The organism is Celeribacter ethanolicus, from assembly GCF_002407265.1.
GTDB classification, from domain to species: Bacteria; Pseudomonadota; Alphaproteobacteria; order Rhodobacterales; family Rhodobacteraceae; genus Celeribacter; species Celeribacter ethanolicus.
Genome location: NZ_CP022196.1, coordinates 184008 through 200768 on the forward strand (window position 1 = coordinate 184008; position 16761 = coordinate 200768).

At 61.3% G+C, this 16761-nt stretch carries 19 protein-coding genes; 5 read left to right on the plus strand and 14 right to left on the minus strand.

Annotation, left to right across the window (positions count from 1 at the left end):
• The first annotated feature begins 44 nt into the window (after positions 1 to 44).
• The 3 genes from CEW89_RS00800 to CEW89_RS00810 all read left to right on the plus strand — a co-directional run bounded on the left by CEW89_RS00800 (position 45) and on the right by CEW89_RS00810 (position 2974).
• Positions 45 to 1157: an acyl-CoA dehydrogenase family protein gene (locus CEW89_RS00800; RefSeq protein ID WP_096804547.1), complete on the plus strand. Its 1113-nt coding sequence runs from the start codon at positions 45 to 47 to the stop codon at positions 1155 to 1157.
• Between the two features lie 86 nt (positions 1158 to 1243).
• On the plus strand, positions 1244 to 1696 hold the full coding sequence (cynS, locus tag CEW89_RS00805; RefSeq protein WP_096804548.1) for a cyanase: 453 nt from the start codon (positions 1244 to 1246) through the stop codon (positions 1694 to 1696).
• A 51-nt stretch (positions 1697 to 1747) separates the two neighbouring features.
• Positions 1748 to 2974: an NAD(P)/FAD-dependent oxidoreductase gene (locus CEW89_RS00810; RefSeq protein ID WP_096804549.1), complete on the plus strand. Its 1227-nt coding sequence runs from the start codon at positions 1748 to 1750 to the stop codon at positions 2972 to 2974.
• Positions 2975 to 2993: 19 nt separating this feature from the next.
• Here CEW89_RS00810 and CEW89_RS00815 read toward each other — a convergent pair whose 3' ends face one another.
• From CEW89_RS00815 to CEW89_RS00875, 13 genes are read right to left on the minus strand one after another with little or no spacing between them, the layout of a single operon-like run.
• Positions 2994 to 3488 carry a ferritin family protein gene (locus CEW89_RS00815; protein ID WP_096804550.1) on the minus strand — a complete coding sequence of 165 codons (495 nt, stop codon included), beginning with the start codon at positions 3486 to 3488 and terminating at the stop codon, positions 2994 to 2996.
• Positions 3485 to 5293 (minus strand): FAD-dependent oxidoreductase, encoded by a 1809-nt coding sequence (locus tag CEW89_RS00820; RefSeq protein ID WP_096804551.1) that lies wholly within the window; start codon positions 5291 to 5293, stop codon positions 3485 to 3487. Before CEW89_RS00820 ends, CEW89_RS00815 begins: the two co-directional genes overlap by 4 nt.
• Before the next feature lie 6 nt (positions 5294 to 5299).
• Complete coding sequence (locus CEW89_RS00825; RefSeq protein WP_096804552.1) at positions 5300 to 6478, minus strand: NADH-quinone oxidoreductase subunit D; 1179 nt, start codon at positions 6476 to 6478, stop codon at positions 5300 to 5302.
• Positions 6478 to 7032 carry an NADH-quinone oxidoreductase subunit C gene (locus CEW89_RS00830; RefSeq protein WP_198403474.1) on the minus strand — a complete coding sequence of 185 codons (555 nt, stop codon included), beginning with the start codon at positions 7030 to 7032 and terminating at the stop codon, positions 6478 to 6480. Before CEW89_RS00830 ends, CEW89_RS00825 begins: the two co-directional genes overlap by 1 nt.
• A 5-nt stretch (positions 7033 to 7037) precedes the next feature.
• A complete protein-coding gene (locus CEW89_RS00835) occupies positions 7038 to 7727 on the minus strand; it encodes an NADH-quinone oxidoreductase subunit B (protein ID WP_198403475.1) in 690 nt (229 codons plus the stop codon).
• Positions 7728 to 7731: 4 nt separating this feature from the next.
• Positions 7732 to 8649, minus strand: a complete 918-nt coding sequence (locus tag CEW89_RS00840; RefSeq protein WP_096804554.1) for a respiratory chain complex I subunit 1 family protein — start codon at positions 8647 to 8649, stop codon at positions 7732 to 7734.
• Entirely contained in the window at positions 8646 to 11771 is a 3126-nt protein-coding gene (locus CEW89_RS00845) for a proton-conducting transporter transmembrane domain-containing protein (RefSeq protein WP_096804555.1), read from the minus strand. The genes CEW89_RS00840 and CEW89_RS00845 overlap by 4 nt, the downstream gene beginning before the upstream one ends.
• The gene (locus CEW89_RS00850) at positions 11765 to 12124 is read right to left on the minus strand and encodes a sodium:proton antiporter (protein WP_096804556.1); all 360 of its coding nucleotides are present in this window, start codon (positions 12122 to 12124) and stop codon (positions 11765 to 11767) included. The genes CEW89_RS00845 and CEW89_RS00850 overlap by 7 nt, the downstream gene beginning before the upstream one ends.
• Entirely contained in the window at positions 12121 to 12834 is a 714-nt protein-coding gene (locus CEW89_RS00855; RefSeq protein ID WP_096804557.1) for a Na(+)/H(+) antiporter subunit B, read from the minus strand. Before CEW89_RS00855 ends, CEW89_RS00850 begins: the two co-directional genes overlap by 4 nt.
• The gene (locus CEW89_RS00860) at positions 12831 to 13082 is read right to left on the minus strand and encodes a hydrogenase subunit MbhD domain-containing protein (RefSeq protein WP_066711163.1); all 252 of its coding nucleotides are present in this window, start codon (positions 13080 to 13082) and stop codon (positions 12831 to 12833) included. Before CEW89_RS00860 ends, CEW89_RS00855 begins: the two co-directional genes overlap by 4 nt.
• Positions 13079 to 13417, minus strand: a complete 339-nt coding sequence (mnhG, locus tag CEW89_RS00865; protein WP_066711161.1) for a monovalent cation/H(+) antiporter subunit G — start codon at positions 13415 to 13417, stop codon at positions 13079 to 13081. The genes CEW89_RS00860 and mnhG overlap by 4 nt, the downstream gene beginning before the upstream one ends.
• A complete protein-coding gene (locus tag CEW89_RS00870; RefSeq protein WP_066711159.1) occupies positions 13414 to 13677 on the minus strand; it encodes an MrpF/PhaF family protein in 264 nt (87 codons plus the stop codon). The genes mnhG and CEW89_RS00870 overlap by 4 nt, the downstream gene beginning before the upstream one ends.
• Positions 13670 to 14206 carry a Na+/H+ antiporter subunit E gene (locus tag CEW89_RS00875; RefSeq protein ID WP_096804558.1) on the minus strand — a complete coding sequence of 179 codons (537 nt, stop codon included), beginning with the start codon at positions 14204 to 14206 and terminating at the stop codon, positions 13670 to 13672. The genes CEW89_RS00870 and CEW89_RS00875 overlap by 8 nt, the downstream gene beginning before the upstream one ends.
• Positions 14207 to 14521: 315 nt before the next feature.
• Here CEW89_RS00875 and CEW89_RS00880 point away from each other — a divergent pair, with 315 nt between their 5' ends.
• The gene (locus CEW89_RS00880) at positions 14522 to 15475 is read left to right on the plus strand and encodes a 2-hydroxyacid dehydrogenase (protein WP_096804559.1); all 954 of its coding nucleotides are present in this window, start codon (positions 14522 to 14524) and stop codon (positions 15473 to 15475) included.
• Positions 15476 to 15631: 156 nt separating this feature from the next.
• Positions 15632 to 15913 carry a hypothetical protein gene (locus CEW89_RS00885; RefSeq protein WP_066711155.1) on the plus strand — a complete coding sequence of 94 codons (282 nt, stop codon included), beginning with the start codon at positions 15632 to 15634 and terminating at the stop codon, positions 15911 to 15913.
• A gap of 118 nt (positions 15914 to 16031) precedes the next feature.
• Here CEW89_RS00885 and CEW89_RS00890 read toward each other — a convergent pair whose 3' ends face one another.
• On the minus strand, positions 16032 to 16703 hold the full coding sequence (locus CEW89_RS00890; RefSeq protein WP_066711153.1) for a L,D-transpeptidase: 672 nt from the start codon (positions 16701 to 16703) through the stop codon (positions 16032 to 16034).
• Between the last annotated feature and the right edge of the window lie 58 nt (positions 16704 to 16761).

Sequence of the window (16761 nt, forward strand, 5' to 3'; positions counted from 1 at the left end):
ATAGGGCGGCCCCCGCTTTGAAACCCAACCTCTGGAGAGATGAGATGAACGTCGCCACCTCCCTCACGGCTTACGATTTCGATGAGATCGACCGTATTTCCCGCGAAGATCTCGCAAGCATCGTCCAAAAGATCGACGACGAGCGGATCTACGCCGAAGACATCATGCGCGCATACGGCAAGGCCGGCGCTTACGGCACCCATGTGGGCGGGATCGACGGCAATGTCGATCTGACCTCGGCGGTTCTGTCCATGGCGCGGACCTCCGAGGAATGTCTTTCGACCGGCTTCTGTGTCTGGTGTCAGGACACGCTGGCTTGGTATATTTCCTCGTCTGACAACGAATTTCTCAAATCCGAGATCCTGCCCAAGGTGATCAAGGGTGAAGCCCTCGGCGGCACTGGCATGTCCAACCCGATGAAGGCCATGGGCGAGATCGAAAAGATGCGCCTCAAAGGCACCAAGGTCGAGGGCGGTTATACCGTCAAGGGCCTCTTGCCTTGGGTCTCCAATCTGGTCGAGGATGGTTATTTCGGCTCGATGTTCCATGTGGATGTCGAGGGCGAGGACGCCCCGAAACGCGTCATGGCGATTTTCCATGCCGGGTGGGAGGGGATCAAGCTCAAACTCGACCACGACTTCGTCGCCATGGGCGGCACCGCCACCTGCAACGTGCAATGCCGCGATGTGTTTGTGCCGGATGAGTATATCCTCGGCGATCCGGCGATGGAGTTCGTCAAACGCATCCGCCCCGGTTTCACCATCCTGCAATGCGGTATGGCGGCGGGGATCATCAAGAATTGCATTGAGCTGATCGAACAGGTCGAGGCACCTCTGGGCCACGTGAACCAATATCTCGACAAACAGGCCTCCGATCTGCGTGCGGACTATGACGCGCTGGTGGCTGAGGTCTTGGAGCTGTGCAAAACGCCCTATGACCTGTCCGATGCCTTCTACCTGCGTGTGCTCAAGGCGCGTTTGCGCGGCGGCGAGTTGGCCATGGAGACCGCGCATTGGGCGCAGCTTCACATGGGCGCGCGTGGATACGTCACCAACGGTGCCGCGCAACGCCGCCTGCGAGAGGCCTATTTCGTCGGCATCGTCACCCCCGCGACCAAGCATCTCAAAATGCTGATCGCGCAAATGGAAGCCGCCTGAACCCCTTCCAAAGACTTTCTACACCCGGTTGGACGCCCCCCCGTGTCCGCCCTCTCTCAACCTGTGTCTCAAGACGGAGAAAACACATGACCACCCGTGCAGAACTCACCGAGAAAATCATCGCCCACAAGGTGTTCAACGACATCAAATGGGCCGATGTGGCCGCGGCTGTCGGCCAGTCCAAGGAATGGACCACCGCCGCGCTGATGGGCCAGATTTCCCTGACCAAAGACCAAATTGCCAAGGTCGACAACGCCATGGGGATCAATTTCTCGGACGAGGAAGTCGCGCTTTTGATGACCGTGCCCTATCGCGGTTCGCTGCCGACCGCCGTTCCGACCGATCCGCTCATCTATCGCCTTTACGAGGTGGTGAACGTCTACGGCACCACGATGAAAGCGCTGATCGAAGAGGAATTCGGCGACGGCATCATGTCCGCCATCGACTTCACCATGGACATCTCCCGCACCGAGGATCCGAAGGGCGACCGGGTGAAGATCGTGCTCGACGGCAAATTCCTGCCCTACAAAATGTACTGATTTTTGCGGGGCGCGGGGCAATCCGCGCCCCTTTCTATCCGAGGAAAAACCATGACGCATATCGCCGTGATCGGAGCGGGGCAGGCCGGCTCCGCTTTGGCCGCCAAACTGCGGGCTTTGGGCTATGAGGGGCAATTGACTCTTATCGGCGCGGAACCTGTGCCGCCATATCAACGCCCGCCCTTGTCGAAAAAATACATGTCCGGCCAAATGGAGTTGGAGCGGTTGTTCCTGCGGCCCGAAAGTTTCTATGCGGAGCAGGGGATTGATCTCCTGACCGGCACGCGGGTGAGCGGCATTGATCCCGAGACGATGGTGATCACCTTTGCGGACGGGACGGAGATGCCGGTCGATCAGATTGCGTTGACCACCGGGGCTGACCCGATCTGCCTGCCGCCTGTCATGGGCGGCGGGGAGGGCGTTTATACCATGCGCTCGCTTGCGGATGCGGACGCCATGGCGCATGAATTCACCCCCGGACGGCGCGTGTTGATCGTCGGCGGCGGTTATATCGGGCTGGAGGCGGCGGCGGTCGCGGCGCTCAAGGGGCTTGAGGTCACTTTGGTCGAAATGGCGCCGCGCATTCTGGCGCGGGTGGCCTCCGAAGAGACCGCCGACTGGATCAAAACCATGCACGGATCGCACGGTGTGGATATTCGGGAGGGCTGTGGCCTTCAGGGACTGAGCAAAAGCGCCGCGAGCTTCTCTGCGCCCCTATCCGACGGCACAGCCTTGGAGGTCGATTTCGTGATCTGCGGCATCGGTGTGCGGCCCGGAACTGCGCTGGCGGAGAGGACGGGGGTCGAGATCGACAACGGCATCAAAGTGGACGAGTTTGGCCGAACCTCGCATCCCAAGATTTTTGCGGCAGGCGATTGCGCCTCCTTCCCGTGGAAGGGCGCGCGCATCCGGCTAGAGAGCGTGCCGAACGCCATCGAACAGGCGGAGGCGACGGCGGCCAGCATGCTGGGCCAAGGTGCGCCTTATGTCGCAAAGCCGTGGTTCTGGTCGGATCAATATGACGTCAAATTGCAAATCGCCGGGCTGAACAGCGGGTTCGACGATGTTGTGGTGCGCCCCGGCGACAAACCGGGGACGCAAAGCCATTGGTATTTCAAAGGCGCGGAACTGCTCGCGGTCGATGCGATGAACGACCCGCGCGCCTATATGCAGGGCAAGCGCTGGATCGAGGCCGGACAATCGCCGGAGAAAGCCGTCTTGGCGGACATGGGCGTGCCGCTCAAATCCGTGCCGGTGATGAGCACAGAAACCGTCTGATCGCAGAGGCGGGCGGGGCTCACGCCTCGCCCGAATGCACCAGATCGTCGTAGATTTTTTCAAGCTCGGCTTTGTGCTCCGCTTCCTCCTTGGCGAGAAAGACAAACGCGTCTTTCAGCGGACCGTCGGGTGCGGTTTCGGCCAGTTCGGTATATTGCTCCATCGCTGCATTCTCGCGCCAGAGCGCGTATTGCAACACAGCCTGATCGTCCGGCGCTTCGCCCAGATCGGGGGTGTGCACGCAATCGGAGAATTTGGTGTCGGCACTCGGACGGTCGATCTTTTGCGACATCACCTCCGAGACTTTCGGATCATTGGCGAGCTTGGTGAAGAGATCGACGTGGCCCTGTTCCTCCTCGGCCAGTTCTTCGACCAGCCAGCGGAAGTTCTTCGACACTTTCGGGGTGAGCGCGGTGTAGAAATCGCGTGCCACGATCTCGAATTGCGTGGCCGTGGTCATGATCTCGCGCACGGTGGTCACGTCGCGCAGTTTTTCCTTGTTGGCTTCACTCATTGCACGGTCCTCCCGGCTTGCAGATACAGGTTGATGCTGGCGGCGATCCGGTGCCCGTCGGCGACCGCGTTGATCACATCCGGCCCGTTGACCGCATCGCCGCCGGCCCAGAGCCAGGACTCGGAGGTCCGGCCCGCTGCATCGGTTTTCAGAAAGCCGCGGTTCCATTCCAGCGCTTCAGTCAGCGCTTCACCCAGAAGCGAGATATCGGCCTGCTGGCCCGTGGCCTCGACGACCATGCCGGCGGGGAGCACGACGTTGTCCTGCTCATAACTCGGATCGAACCGGCCTTTTTCGTCCCAACCGGGCACCACTTGCCAGGTCCGCAACCCGCAGACACAGCCCGCGTTGTCGCCCTCTTCATGCAGGGTCATCTCCTGCGGCGCGCGCAGTTCGATGATTTCGACGCCTTCTTCCAGCGCTTCCTCGATCTCTTCGGGGTCGGCGCGGAACATGGAGATGTCTTTGCGGGCGCAAACTGTCGTCCCGACCTGACCGTATTTCTGTTTCTGCAACCGTGCCATGGTGCGGGCGATGTCCATCGCTACGTTCCCGGCACCGATGATCACGGCTTGTTCGGGGACAGGGATGTCCTTGCCCTCGGTCACGCGGCGCAACAGGTCGATGGCGTTTTCCGCCCCCGGCGCGTCACAGCCCGGAATGCGGGTCGAACGGCTGGATTGCAGACCGATGGCCATGACCACCGCATCGTAATCGCGTTTGAGATCGTCCATCATGACATCGGTGCCCACACGGGTATTGGTGCGAATCTCGACGCCCATTTCGCGGATCACGGCCACGTCGCGATCCAGCGCATCATAGGGCAGGCGGTATTCCGGAATGCCGTGACGCATCATGCCGCCGGGTTCATCGAGCGCCTCGAAGACCACGACCTTGTGACCGGAGCGTGCCAGATCGTAGGCGGCGGTCAGACCGCCGGGACCAGCCCCGATCACCGCCACCGATTGACCGCTTTCCGGCACATCGGGTTTCTTGATCAGTTCAAGCCGGTGCTCCAGCGGCACCTCGTCGATGATATGGCGTTTGAGCCAGCGGATGGCGATCGGGTCGCCCTCATGCACGGCGGCGCAGGTTTCTTCGCATTTATGGGTGCAAACGCGGCCGCAAACCTCCGAGAAAGGGTTGGTCTCATAGAGAAGTTCCACGCCCTTGTCATAATCCCCGTCGCGCACGGCGGCGATGTAACTGGGAATGTCCATATGAGCCGGGCAGGTGGAAACGCAGAGCCCGCATTCGACGCAGCGGTCGGCTTCGGCCATGGCTTCGGCGCGCGCGTAGCCGTGGATCATCTCGGCGAAGCTGTCAATCCGCACTTCGGGCTCCATGGTCGGCATGTCGATGCGCTCGACTCCCGTCAGATGGCGGATATTGTCTTCGCGGTGATAGCCTTTTTCCGCATCGTCCCAGGATTTCTTGTCGACCCCGGGGATGAATCGGAAGGCGTTCGGGTCGCTGTCCACCCATGTGTATTCGTTCGACATGGTGAGCGAGCCAGTCATGCAGACATCGACGCAGAGCGCGCACCAGCAGCAGCGGCCATAGTCGATCATGGGCCTAAGCCCGCTGTCGCCGTTTTTCGGGTCAGAGACCGGCACCATGTCGATGGCGGCGTTCTGACAGATCGCCTCGCAGGAGCCACATCCGATGCAGCTGTCCATATCGTTCTTGTGAAAGCCCCGGTAGCGGTCGGCGGCTTCGCGGGTGAACGGATCCTTGATGGTGACCGGGTCGCTGATCACGTGTTTCCACGCGGTGAAGGGGGAGAGTGCGTCACGCAATGACATGTCGGGTTACCTCTCTATCTCGGGCGGATAGGTGTGCAGCGACACCATGAGGGCCGCGACGTCGGAAATATTGGTGCCGGGGATGAGGTGCTCCAAAAGCGCCATGGCATGGGTGTATGAGGGCCCCCTGACATTGATCCGGCGCGGATAGCCGGAGCCGTCGGTCACCAGATAATAGCCAAACTCGCCGCGCGAGCTTTCGCCCTTGATATAGGTCTCGCCACGCGGGATTTTCCAGTGAAGCACATTCGGCAGCTTGCTCATCACCGGGCCGGATTTCGGCATTTTTTCGAGGATTTGCCGGATGAGGTGAATGCTTTCATGCAGGTCTTTATAGCGCACCATGGTGCGGGCGTAGATGTCGGATTTCGTCTGCGTATGGACGGTGAAATCGAGCTGATCATAGACAAGGTAAGGACTGTCTTTGCGCAGGTCTTTCGCCACACCGCCAGCGCGGGCGTTGGGGCCGGTGACGCCGTAGCGCTCGAACAGGGCCGGGTCGATTACGCCGACGCCCTGTGTCCGGGTTTTGAACACGGAACTGTGGAACATCAGCTTCTCGGAATCCGCGAGGTATTTCTCGGCGATCTGAAGCACCTCTTCCATCCGCGCCTCAAAGCCTTCGGGCAGATGCCCGCGCACGCCGCCCGGCAGGATGAACATGTGATAGACCCGCGCGCCGGTGAGTTCCTCGAACCGATCCAGCATCAGGTCGCGCACATAGGTCAGCCATTGCCCGACAACCCCAAGGCCAAGCGCGCCGGAGATGCCGCCCATCGCCATCATGTAGCTGTTGAACCGGCGCATTTCGAGGATCAGCGTGCGGATCCAGTTGGCCAGCTTCGGGACTTCGATCCCCGCCAGTTCCTCGACGGCGGCGGCATAGCAATACTCGTTGAAATCCGGTTCCGGGACACAGACGCGGCAGACGATGGGAAAGACCTGAATGAAGGTCCGACGCTCCATGAGTTTCTCAAAGCCCCGGTGCAGGTAGCCGACATGGGTTTTACCGTCCACGACCTCATCGCCGCAGACCGTCAGTTCGACCGACATATTGCCGGTGATGCCCGGGTGGTTCGGCCCGTGCCAGAGTTTCAGGTATTTGCCGGTCTCGAGGTCGATCTCCAGCTTGCCGTCCGGGCCGGGCTGGGGGTATTGCGAGCGGTCGGGTTGGAAGGACAACATCACTCGGCCTCCTTCAGGTAAGTCGGGTAAAGCGCTTTCTTCATGTGATCGCGCGGGTCATGGGTCTTGCGGCCGGGCAGGTCGTTATAGGTCTGCTGGCTATAGGCGAGACTGTCGAAATCGCGCCGGTAGGGGGGCAGGTCGGTCCAGCCCTCAAGGATGAATTCCTCGTCGACGCGGGGGCTGCCGGGGAAGTTGATACCGAACATCTCGTTCAGCTCGCGTTGATAGGTCGCCGCCGTCGGCCAGAGATCGTGGATCGTGTCACCCGTGGTGGCGCCCGGCTCGTCCTCGCGTTCCAACATGACCCGCAGGCCCAGCGTCAGATTGGCTTCGCGGTTGTTGATCAGATAGGTGAGCTGAAACAGCCGCTCTTCCAACCAGTCGACGGCGGTCAGAAGCGTCAGATGGGTGAAGCCCTCGACATCGCGCAGTTCCGTGAGAATGGCACGCAGCTCATCGCGTTTCACGGTCACGAAACACAGATCATCACGCTGGAACGTCGGCGTCCCGAAATGGTAGCGATCTTTGAGGCGGTATAGAATCTCTCTCATCATGCTCACCAATTGTAATCCGGCATGTCCCAGTCCTTGATCACCGCCTTCTGGTTGGCCTTGTAGCGATCGAAGTTCTCGGCATAGTCATTCGCGCCCTCGGCCTTGCCGGAGCGGATGCGTTTTTTCAGTTCCATGAAACCGTGCAGCAAGGCCTCTGGGCGGGGCATGCAGCCCGCGACATACATGTCCACAGGCAGGTAATCGTCGAGCCGTTTGATGGTGTTGTAGCTGTCCCAATACATGCCGCCGTTGATCGTGCACGACCCAAGCCCCATGACATATTTCGGCTGCGGCATCTGCTCATAGGCGCGGATCGCGCGTTTGAGGGTCTTCACGGACAGGTAGCCGGAGATCACCAGAAGGTTGGCCTGACGCGGGGTGGGGCGCCACTGGATACCATAGCGATAGGCATCGAACCGGGGTGTCATCAGCGGGCGCATCTCAATCGCGCCGCAGCCGGTGCCAAAGCCCAGAATCCAGAGCGAGTTCGAGCGCGCCCAGTTGTAGAAATCTTCGACGATTTTCGAATAGGCTTTCGGATGCACTTTCGGTCTCGCTTCACAGAAGTAATCGCGCAAAGGCTCGATCTCGATGGTTTGACCGTCGGGCGTGGTGACCGTGCGGGGTTTCAACTCCTCGCGCATCGGGGCGGGGTCGGTGTTCTTGCGGAACTTGTCGTCTACGTCTTTCATGAGATTACACCACCAGAATGGCGAGGACGCCGATGGGCAGCCCCCATTTGAGGAAAAAACGGATGCTCTGTTCGACCCGGAACCGCGGGTGCACGACGCCGATCACGACGGAGACCATGTAGAGGCAGAACACTTTGATCGCGAACTCGGCCCAGCTTGTGGCACCGCCGAAGAACAGGTTCATGTAGATGACCACCTTGGCGACCGGGAAAAGCGCGCGGTTGGTCTGCATCAGGGCCAGATAGGAGGAATGATATTCGGTGGGCGGGCCGATGGGGATTTCCTGTGGGGCCATGGCGACATCGAAGGGCGAACGCATCATGGTGCCGGCGAATGCGATCATGGCGGCCACGGTGGCGACCGGGTTGGTGAACAACGTCCAGTTGAAGATGGAGCCTTGCTGGGCGGCAACGATTTCGGTGATGTCGAGGGTCTGATATTGCAGCGAGAGCGCATAGACGCCCAAGGCCAGCGGCAGTTCGGCCATGGTCACCTGCGCCAGACCGCGAGAGACGCCGATGGCGCTATGCGGATGGCCGCTTTCGCCAGCCCCCAAAGCCATGCCAAGCGTGCCGAAGAACACGAAATAGAGCGCAAGGATCAGATCGCCTGCATAGGAGAAGTTCTGATGCCATTCGGAGCCATAGATCGTCGGGACGAACATCAAAAGACCCACACCGCCCGTTAGCCGGAACACCGGCCCGAGGTAATACATCACGCCATGAGAGATTTTGGATCGCAGCGCGATGTTCTTGAGCAAATCGACATAGTTTTGCCAGACCGGGATGCCATAGCGCCCCCCGACCCGCGCACCGATCTTGCGCACCACGGCGGTCATCACCATGCCGTAGTTGATCACGATGAAGAGCGTCAAAAGCGCATAGGCGATCTGAACCCATTCGAAATTCGGGAAGTCGATCATGACGAGGCTCCCATGCTGATCAGGTAGACGGCGATGACGAACAGGAGAAGCTGCACCGCATAGGTCTGGCCGTTGCCGGTGTAGAATTTACGGCTGAACTCGGCGGTGCCATGAAGTGCGTTCGACACGCCGGTCCAAAAGCTCGTGGACAGGGGCATCTCAAGGAACCCAATGGCCTTGCGATAGGGGGCGAAGAAGTTCCATGCGAAATGCGTGGTTTGCGGTTTGAACGGACGTTCCGCCGAGAACACGATGTTGAATTGTTTTACGCGCTGGGCGTTGTGGTTCATCCAGACGAGCAGCAGGAGCACGGTGACGAAGATCGCGATGATCACGCCCCAGATCGCCACCGGGTTCCATGTGCCGAATTGGCTGTCGATGATCCGTCCCGTCCAGACCAGAGGCCGGTCGCCGAAGAGCGTGCCGATATAACCGTCCACCCGCTGCAACAGCATGCCGGGGAGGGCGGCGAAGGCGATCAGGAAGACGACGAAGATCATCTGCGGCAGCAGAATCCAGAACGGGGCTTCCTTCACCTGACGCAGCTCGTCTTTCGGCTGGCCGAGGAAGATCGTGTGGATCAGGCGGAAGAGGTAGAGGAACCCGACCGGACCCGCCATGAACACGAGGATCATCGGCAGACGCAGATCGGTGGTCATGATCGCGTTGTAGAACAGCCAGCGCCCGCCAAAGCCCGACAGCGGCGGCACGCCGGACATGGCGATGATGCCGACAAGCACGGAGACAAAGCTATATGGCATGAGGGTGATCAGCCCGCCCATTTTATACATGAGTTTGGTGTGGGTGCGTTCTTTCACGCCGCCGACGGCGAGGAAGAGCATGCTCTTGTAGACGAAATGGTTGATCGCGAACATCATGGCCAGAAGCCAGCCGAGATGGTTCATCAGCGCGAGACCGAAAAGTGCATAGCCCATCTGGGAAATCGAGCTATAGGCCAGAAGCCGTTTGGCGTCTTCCTGAAAGGCCGCGAGCACCGCGCCGATGAAGGCAGAGATGGCACCCAGCCAGACCAAAACGACCGTGAGATCTACGCCGTAAAGCTCTTGCCGGCCCATCTCCATCAGCAACACGAAGAGCCCGAAGAGACCGGCCTTGAGCAAGATACCGGAGACCATCGGCGAGACGTCCGTCTCGGCCTCGGCATGGGCGCCTGGAAGCCAGATGTGAAGCCCCATGGTGGCGGTTTTCGTCAGGAACCCCGCCGCCAGCAGGACAAAGACATAGGGCGCAAGCTCGGGGGCCACTTCGGAGAGGTCTTCGAGATAGAAGGTGTAATGGCCTTCCGCCGCGATGGCGAAGCCTGCGAGCAGGGCGAAAGCGCCGCCTAAGGAGAAGGTGATATAAGAGAGCGCATGGGGTTCGCTGTTAGCCCCGCGCAGGATCAGGAAATAGGACCCGACGGTGAGGAATTCCCAGGCCGCGAAGAACTGAAAACTGGTGGTTGAGGTGACCAGAAGCGCCATGCCGGCGAACATCAGCATCGCGGGTGTGTAGAACCCCATGCGACGGCCCTTGGCGTGGAAGGAGGCCAAAAGCAAAAGTGCGCCGCCCAGAACCATGATGGTCAGGAAGATCATCCGCAGCGGATCGAGCCCGCCAGTCGAGGTGGCGTACCAGACCACCAGCCCGGCAATCGCGATCACGTTTTTGATCCGCGCTGGCAGGATGTCGAGCGGCAGGAACAGCAGAGCAAAGAGGAAAGGCACGACCGTCACCAGATTGTCGAAACCGGACAGGGCCCCCCAGACGAAACTCAGCGTCCAGCCTGCCATCATGGCGATCAGAACAACCGTTTCGTGGCTGAGATTATAGGCGAGCGGGCGGGTGGCGTCGCGTTTGATCGCCATGCCGAACCAGCGAAACAGTACGGCGGCCTCGATGAGCGCGGCGATCAGGAAGATCGCGATCAGCGGGTAGTCGGCATACTCCGCCATGGCATGCACGAGCGTCCATTTGGCATAGAAAGCCGGGAACGGCGGCAGGCCCGAGAGCATGGCGATGAATGTGGCAAAGGCCACGACCAGAACCGGGTTCTGTCGCAGCGCCGCCCAATCGGTGAGCTGCCGCGCTTTGACCATGCCGGAAAGCCAGAACAACCCGGCCTTGGCGATGGCATGCGAGATCAACAGACCACCCGCGACATAATACAGCCCCACGCCCCAGTCGGAACCATAGCCCACGACCATGAGCACAAGCCCGATCTGGCCGACGGAGGAATAGCCCAGCAGGCGGCGGTCGTGATCCTGGGCCAGCGCGAGGACATTCGCGCCGACGAAGGTCACAAGGCCGATGCCGGTCGCAAGCGGTGCCCAGTCAGGACCGGCGGCTTCGAACAGTTTCAGAACGGCAAAGAGCGTGGCCGTTCCGGAGGCGGCGGAAAACAGCGCCGAAAAGCCAGGATGGGCGGATTCGTAAATGTCCAGGGCCCAGCCATTGGCGGGGAAGGGTTTAAGTTCGAGGACCAGCGCAATGAGCACGAGAAACATCGCCAGAGAGGCCCCGGTAAAGCCCATCGGCGTGGCGGCAATGTCGTCGATGTTGAGCGAGCCGTTGGCATGATAGGTAAAGATCACGCCGATCAGCAACAGGATCGAGATGACCTGCGACACGATCAGGTATTTGAACCCGGCTCCCAGCGCGCGGGTGTCCTGCGACAGCAAAACCAGCCCGGCGGAGGCAATGACGATCAGCTCGATGAAAACGAAAAGGTTGAACAGATCGCGCGTCATGATCAGGCCCGACAGCGCCATGATCAGCACCAGAAGAACGGCCATGGCCCGCCGTCCAAGGCGTAGAAGATCCCTGCGCATGAAGAAAGCGGACAGGAGCCCGGTGAGCGTGACGACGGAGGCCAGTGTGGCCTCCGGCAGGCCCATGCGCAGGTTGATCGCAAAGGGCGGGCGGGCGCCTGCGGTATAGATGTCAACCGGCTGCACCTGTCCAAGCGCCAGAGAGACGGTCCAGGACAGGGCCACGAAGCTCATGAAGCCAAGCGCGGCCACGGTCACGTAAAAGGCCACGCGTTCGGAGGTTTCGCGCAGAAGCCCGAGGAGGAAGGCCGCACCTAAGCCAGCCGCGAGGATCAGAAGAGGGCTTACCATTTCAGCTCCGTAAAGTCAGAGATGTCGAGGCTGCCACGGGCGCGGAACAGCCGGTAGGCGTAGGCGAGCATCAGGGCGGTGACGCCGAGGCCGATGACGATGGCGGTGAGGACCAAGGCTTGCGGCACCGGGTCGGTGATGCGGCTTGCGGCCTCCGCGACGGGGATGGTGTCGAGGATCGGGGCTTCGCGTCCGGGCAGGTAGCCGACGGCCACCAGCACCACGTTGACGCCGGTGTCGGCGATGGTGAAGCTGACGATCATGCGGAGGATGTCGCGGTTCGTCAACGCGCCGTAAAGCCCGAGAAGGATGAGCAAAAATCCGGTCGCAAGGGAGAGTTGAACGAGGCTCATTGCGCGTCCTCCGTGTCGATGAGCGAGGTCAGGATGGAGGAAAACTCGGCACCGACTTTCAGCCCGATCAGGGCATAGATCAGCGGGATCGCCCCGGACGAAAGGATCGAGCCGAAGCTGCCCAAAGGCAGGATGCGGTTGTCCAGAAAGCCTCCGGCGAAGAGCATGCCGAGAAGGCCTATGATCACATAGGTGAGGCCTGCGGAGCTTTCGATCCGGGAGATCAGCCGGTGCGAGAAGCGCTCTGCCGGGTCGGACAAAAGCATCAGGAGCATGGCCGAAGCCACGATCGCGCCGCCCTGAAAGCCGCCGCCGGGGGTCAGGTGGCCGTTGAGGAAGACGTAAGCACCGAAGAGCAGGATGACGGGGACGAGCATCCGCGTGCCGGTCGTGAGCAATTCGCCCGAGGGCAGGAAGCCGGAGCCGGAGCGGCCTTTCGGCGCTTTCGAATGCGCCAGAACCAGCCCGACGATGGCGGCGGTCAGGAACAGAACCGTCACCTCGCCCAGCGTATCAAGGCCGCGATAGGTGACGATGATTGCCGTCACCACGTTCTGCGCGCCGGTCTCCTGAACCGTCTGGCTGGCGTAATAACTGGCGGAACGGTTCAGGGTCTCGTCCGGCGTGTATCCTGCGAACAGCGCGTAGAAGACTGAGCCAAGAAGGAGCAGAAGAACGAGGGGGATGGCTTTGCGGGTGGTGAAATTCATTTCGTGCCCTCCCTGCGGATGCGCCCGAGGACGAAGAAGAAGAGGAAGGTGGTGAGACCAGAGCCGATGGCGGCCTCTGTCATCGCCACATCGGGCGCGGCCAGAAGCAGGAACATCACAGATGCGAAGAGGGACACCAACCCGGCGGACAATACTGCGACCACGGTGGAGCGGGTGACAAGCGCGATCACCGCCGCGCCGAGGCTGGCGACGGCCAGAAGTGCTGCCATGAAGGTCAGAAGCGTCATGCCAGATCCTCCGCATCGTCCGCGAGCGCGTCTTTCGAGGCCACGGGTGCGACACCGGCACGATGCGCGGCACGGGCGAGAACCTGAGAACTCAGCGGGTTGGTGAACATCAGGAACAGCATGATCAGCAGGAGCTTGACGGACCACGCGGGGGAAATGAGCGCCGCGCCCAGAAGCACGAGAAGCGTGCCCAGAGTGGTCGCTTTGGTGCCGGCCTGAATGCGGTTGTAGACATCGGGCATGCGGACGAGGCCCAGACCGCCCAGGGCCAGAAACAGGGTGCCGCCCAAGAGAACCAGCGCGCCCAATGTGTCGAGAAAGCCGGACAGGATCATTCTTCGCCTCCTTCCAGATAGCGGGCGGCGGTAATGACGCCGAGGAAGGACAGGAGCGCATATACCAGCGCCACGTCGAGATAGATCGACCGCCCGGTGATCAGCGCGGCGAGCACGATGCCAGTGACGGAGATGATCGTGAGCGCATCGAAGGCCACGACGCGGTCGGTGGCGCGGGGGCCTTTGATGAAGCGCCACGCGGCAAGGCCAAAGGCTACGGCGGCGATGAGAGCTGCAAGCGAGAGGAGGAGGTCAGCCATACATCTTCTCCAGATAATGTTCGAAGCCCGCGACGATCTCTTGCGTGGCGACCTCGTGGTCGGTGTCTTTGGCGACGACCCAGTGGATATAGAGGTGATCGCCCTTGATCTCGCAGGTCAGCGTGCCCGGCGTCAGCGTGATCGCGTTGGCGAGCAAAAGCCGCCCGACCGGATCGGTGAGCTTAGTGCGCACTTTCACGATGGCGGGTGCGATGGGGAGCGACGGGGTGAGGACCAGCCGGGCAAGGGCCAGATTGGCCTTCACCAACTCCTTAAGGAAATACCCGACGAACAGAAACGCCGCGCCGATCCCGGCGGGCGTCAGGTTGAAGCCGGAGAGAAAGGACAGATCGCGGGCGAAGAAGATTGCGATGACCCCCGCGACGATCACGCCAGTGACAAGGGTCGCGGGGGAGAGGGAGCCGTTCAGCATCAGCCAGAACAGGAAAAGCGTCGTGAAAAGCCGTGTCGCCAGCCGTCTGAGCGGCGGGGTGGTCGGGCCCGGTAGGGAAATGTCCGTGTCGCTCATGAAAGCGGCCTCCGAATGGGCAAACCTTCTCCACCCGGTGTCGCGGGGCTGCGACCGGTGCGATCCGAAAACATGGCGTGTTGCAGACAGAGACCATGACGTGGGAGGAGTGTTCGCGCTGTCCTGCGGCGGTTAGACCACATATTCAAAGATCTTAATTTGACTTCGGACAAAGAAATGCGGTTTTTTGCCCCCGGAGAGGTGTTTTCGGACGGTTTTTTCGCTCTGCCTGTCGGCATCGGTTTCCATAGGCGTCGGGATCGCTTAGGAAAATGCACATGGCGCTGTTGCGCCGGACGACAGAGAGGCTGCGCCATGACACATCCCGCGATTCTGATTTCCGCCCCGTATTTCACCGAAGATGAAAAGGCCCGGATCGAGGCGGTGGGGCCGGCGGTGCTGGCCGGAACGCCCGAGGCGCGCGCGGCGATGCCGGAGGCGGCGCGTCTGGCGATCCGGGCGATTGCCAACAAGGGGCACAAGCCGATCGACGGAGCGGCGATGGACCTGTTTCCGAACCTCAGGGTGATTGCGCAATTCGGCGTGGGCTATGACGCCATCGACGTGGCGGCGGCGACCGCACGGGGTATCACTGTGACCAACACACCGGATGTGCTCAACGAGGATGTGGCCGATCTGGCGCTGGCGATGATGCTCGCCTGGTCGCGGGAGATCGTAAAGGGGGATGGCTGGGTGCGAAACGGCACATGGGCCTCGGGCAAGGAGCTTCCGCTCAATCGTAAGATGTCGGGCGCGACCGTGGGGATTGCGGGCATGGGCCGGATCGGGCGCGCAATCGCGGATCGCTGTGCCGCCTTCGGCATGGAGGTGCATTATACCTCGCGCCGTGCCAAGGACACGCCGGAGGGCTGGACCTATCACGGTGAGGATGTGGTGGCGCTGGCGAAGGCCGTCGAATGGATGGTCGTGGCGGTCGTCGGGGGCGAGAAGACCAGGGGCTACCTGTCCCGAGCCGCGATTGACGCCCTCGGACCGCGTGGCGTGGTGATCAACATCGCGCGCGGCACCTGTCTCGACGAGGAGGCCTTGATCGAAGCGCTGGAGGCGGGCCGGATCGCAGGGGCGGGGCTCGATGTGTTCTATAACGAGCCGCATGTGGACGCCCGGCTGATCGCGCTTCCGAATGTGCTTTTGCAACCGCATCAGGCCTCGTCGACAGTGGAAACCCGGCGCGCCATGTCGATTGCGCAATGTGCCAATCTCAAAGCCTATTTCGATGGGGAACCTTTTCCCTCTGCGGTGAATTGATCCTGAGGGCGCGGCCTGACGGCAACGCTTCCGACCGTTTTTCCGGACCATGAGGTGGGGCGAGGGAAGAGGTTTGACTGGGGCAACAGAACAGGCAAAACATATAAAACATAAGGGGTAAGACCGGGTATGACGATCACGAAAGGAACAGATCGGATGAAACATCTTCTGGTGCTTGGCGGGCTTCTGGCCTTGGCGGGCTGCGCGACGCCGATGCCGAAAACGACGGCGGACGGATTTTTGACAGAGGTGCCGGAGGCTGTGATCGCGCTGGCCGCGCCCTATCAGAATCTCTCCGCCGTGCAACTCAATCCGGCGGATGGCTGCTATTGGTATTCGCATGAAGGGCCGGTCGAGAACACGATGCTGCCGCTGCGCGCCGAGGATGGCCGCGTGATCTGTGCGCAGGCTCCGGAGAAGCTTGAGACGGCGATGTGAGCCTTGTCCGGCGGGCATGAACCGGGCGCTATGGCGCGGGAGAAATGAAAAGGCGGTGGAGCAATCCACCGCCTTTTTCGCAGGTCTGGTTCGTGAGCTTTCGCGCGCGGGATGCGGCTCAGCTCGTCGCCGTCACGTAATGTTCGGCCGGGTAAAGATGCGCCACAGAACCGGTGTCGACACGCTCGTAGAGGTCGATGACATGGGCCATGACCATGCGCACACAGCCGGAGCTGGCCCGCGTGCCGATGGAACGCGGGTAGGGCGTGCCGTGGATGCGCAGGTAGGTGTCGCGATTGCCGACATAAAGATAGAGCGCGCGCGAGCCGAGCGCGTTGCGCGGCCCCGGCTCCATACCGTTCGCGTATTGCGCATAAATCTCCGGCTCGCGTTTGATCATGTTGGCGGTCGGCGTCCAGGTCGGCCATTTCGCCTTGCGCTTGATCGTGTAGGTGCCCGGCGTGTAAAGCCCGTCGCGCCCGATCGCCACGCCATAGCGCATCGCGGTGCCACCGTCCTCGACGAGGTAGAGATAGCGTGCCACGGCATCGACATGGATGTCGCCCGGCGTCAGACCGGATTTCGCCTCGACCCGGCGCGGCAGGAAGCGGGTGTGCAGCCCCCAGGGGTTGGTGGTTTCGAGATCGAAGCCTGCGGGCGTCACCTGCGCGTCCCAGGCATCCCAGTCGCCTTTCCCGGCGGCCATCGCGGGGGAGCCCGCCACCGTCCCGAGCGCCGTGGCAGAAAACAGCGCGGTGGAGGTCTGGATGAAATGGCGGCGTGTCAACATGGCAGGGTCCTTTTTAAGACATCTTTCTGGGCGGAAGAGCAGCTTTCCGCATTGGATC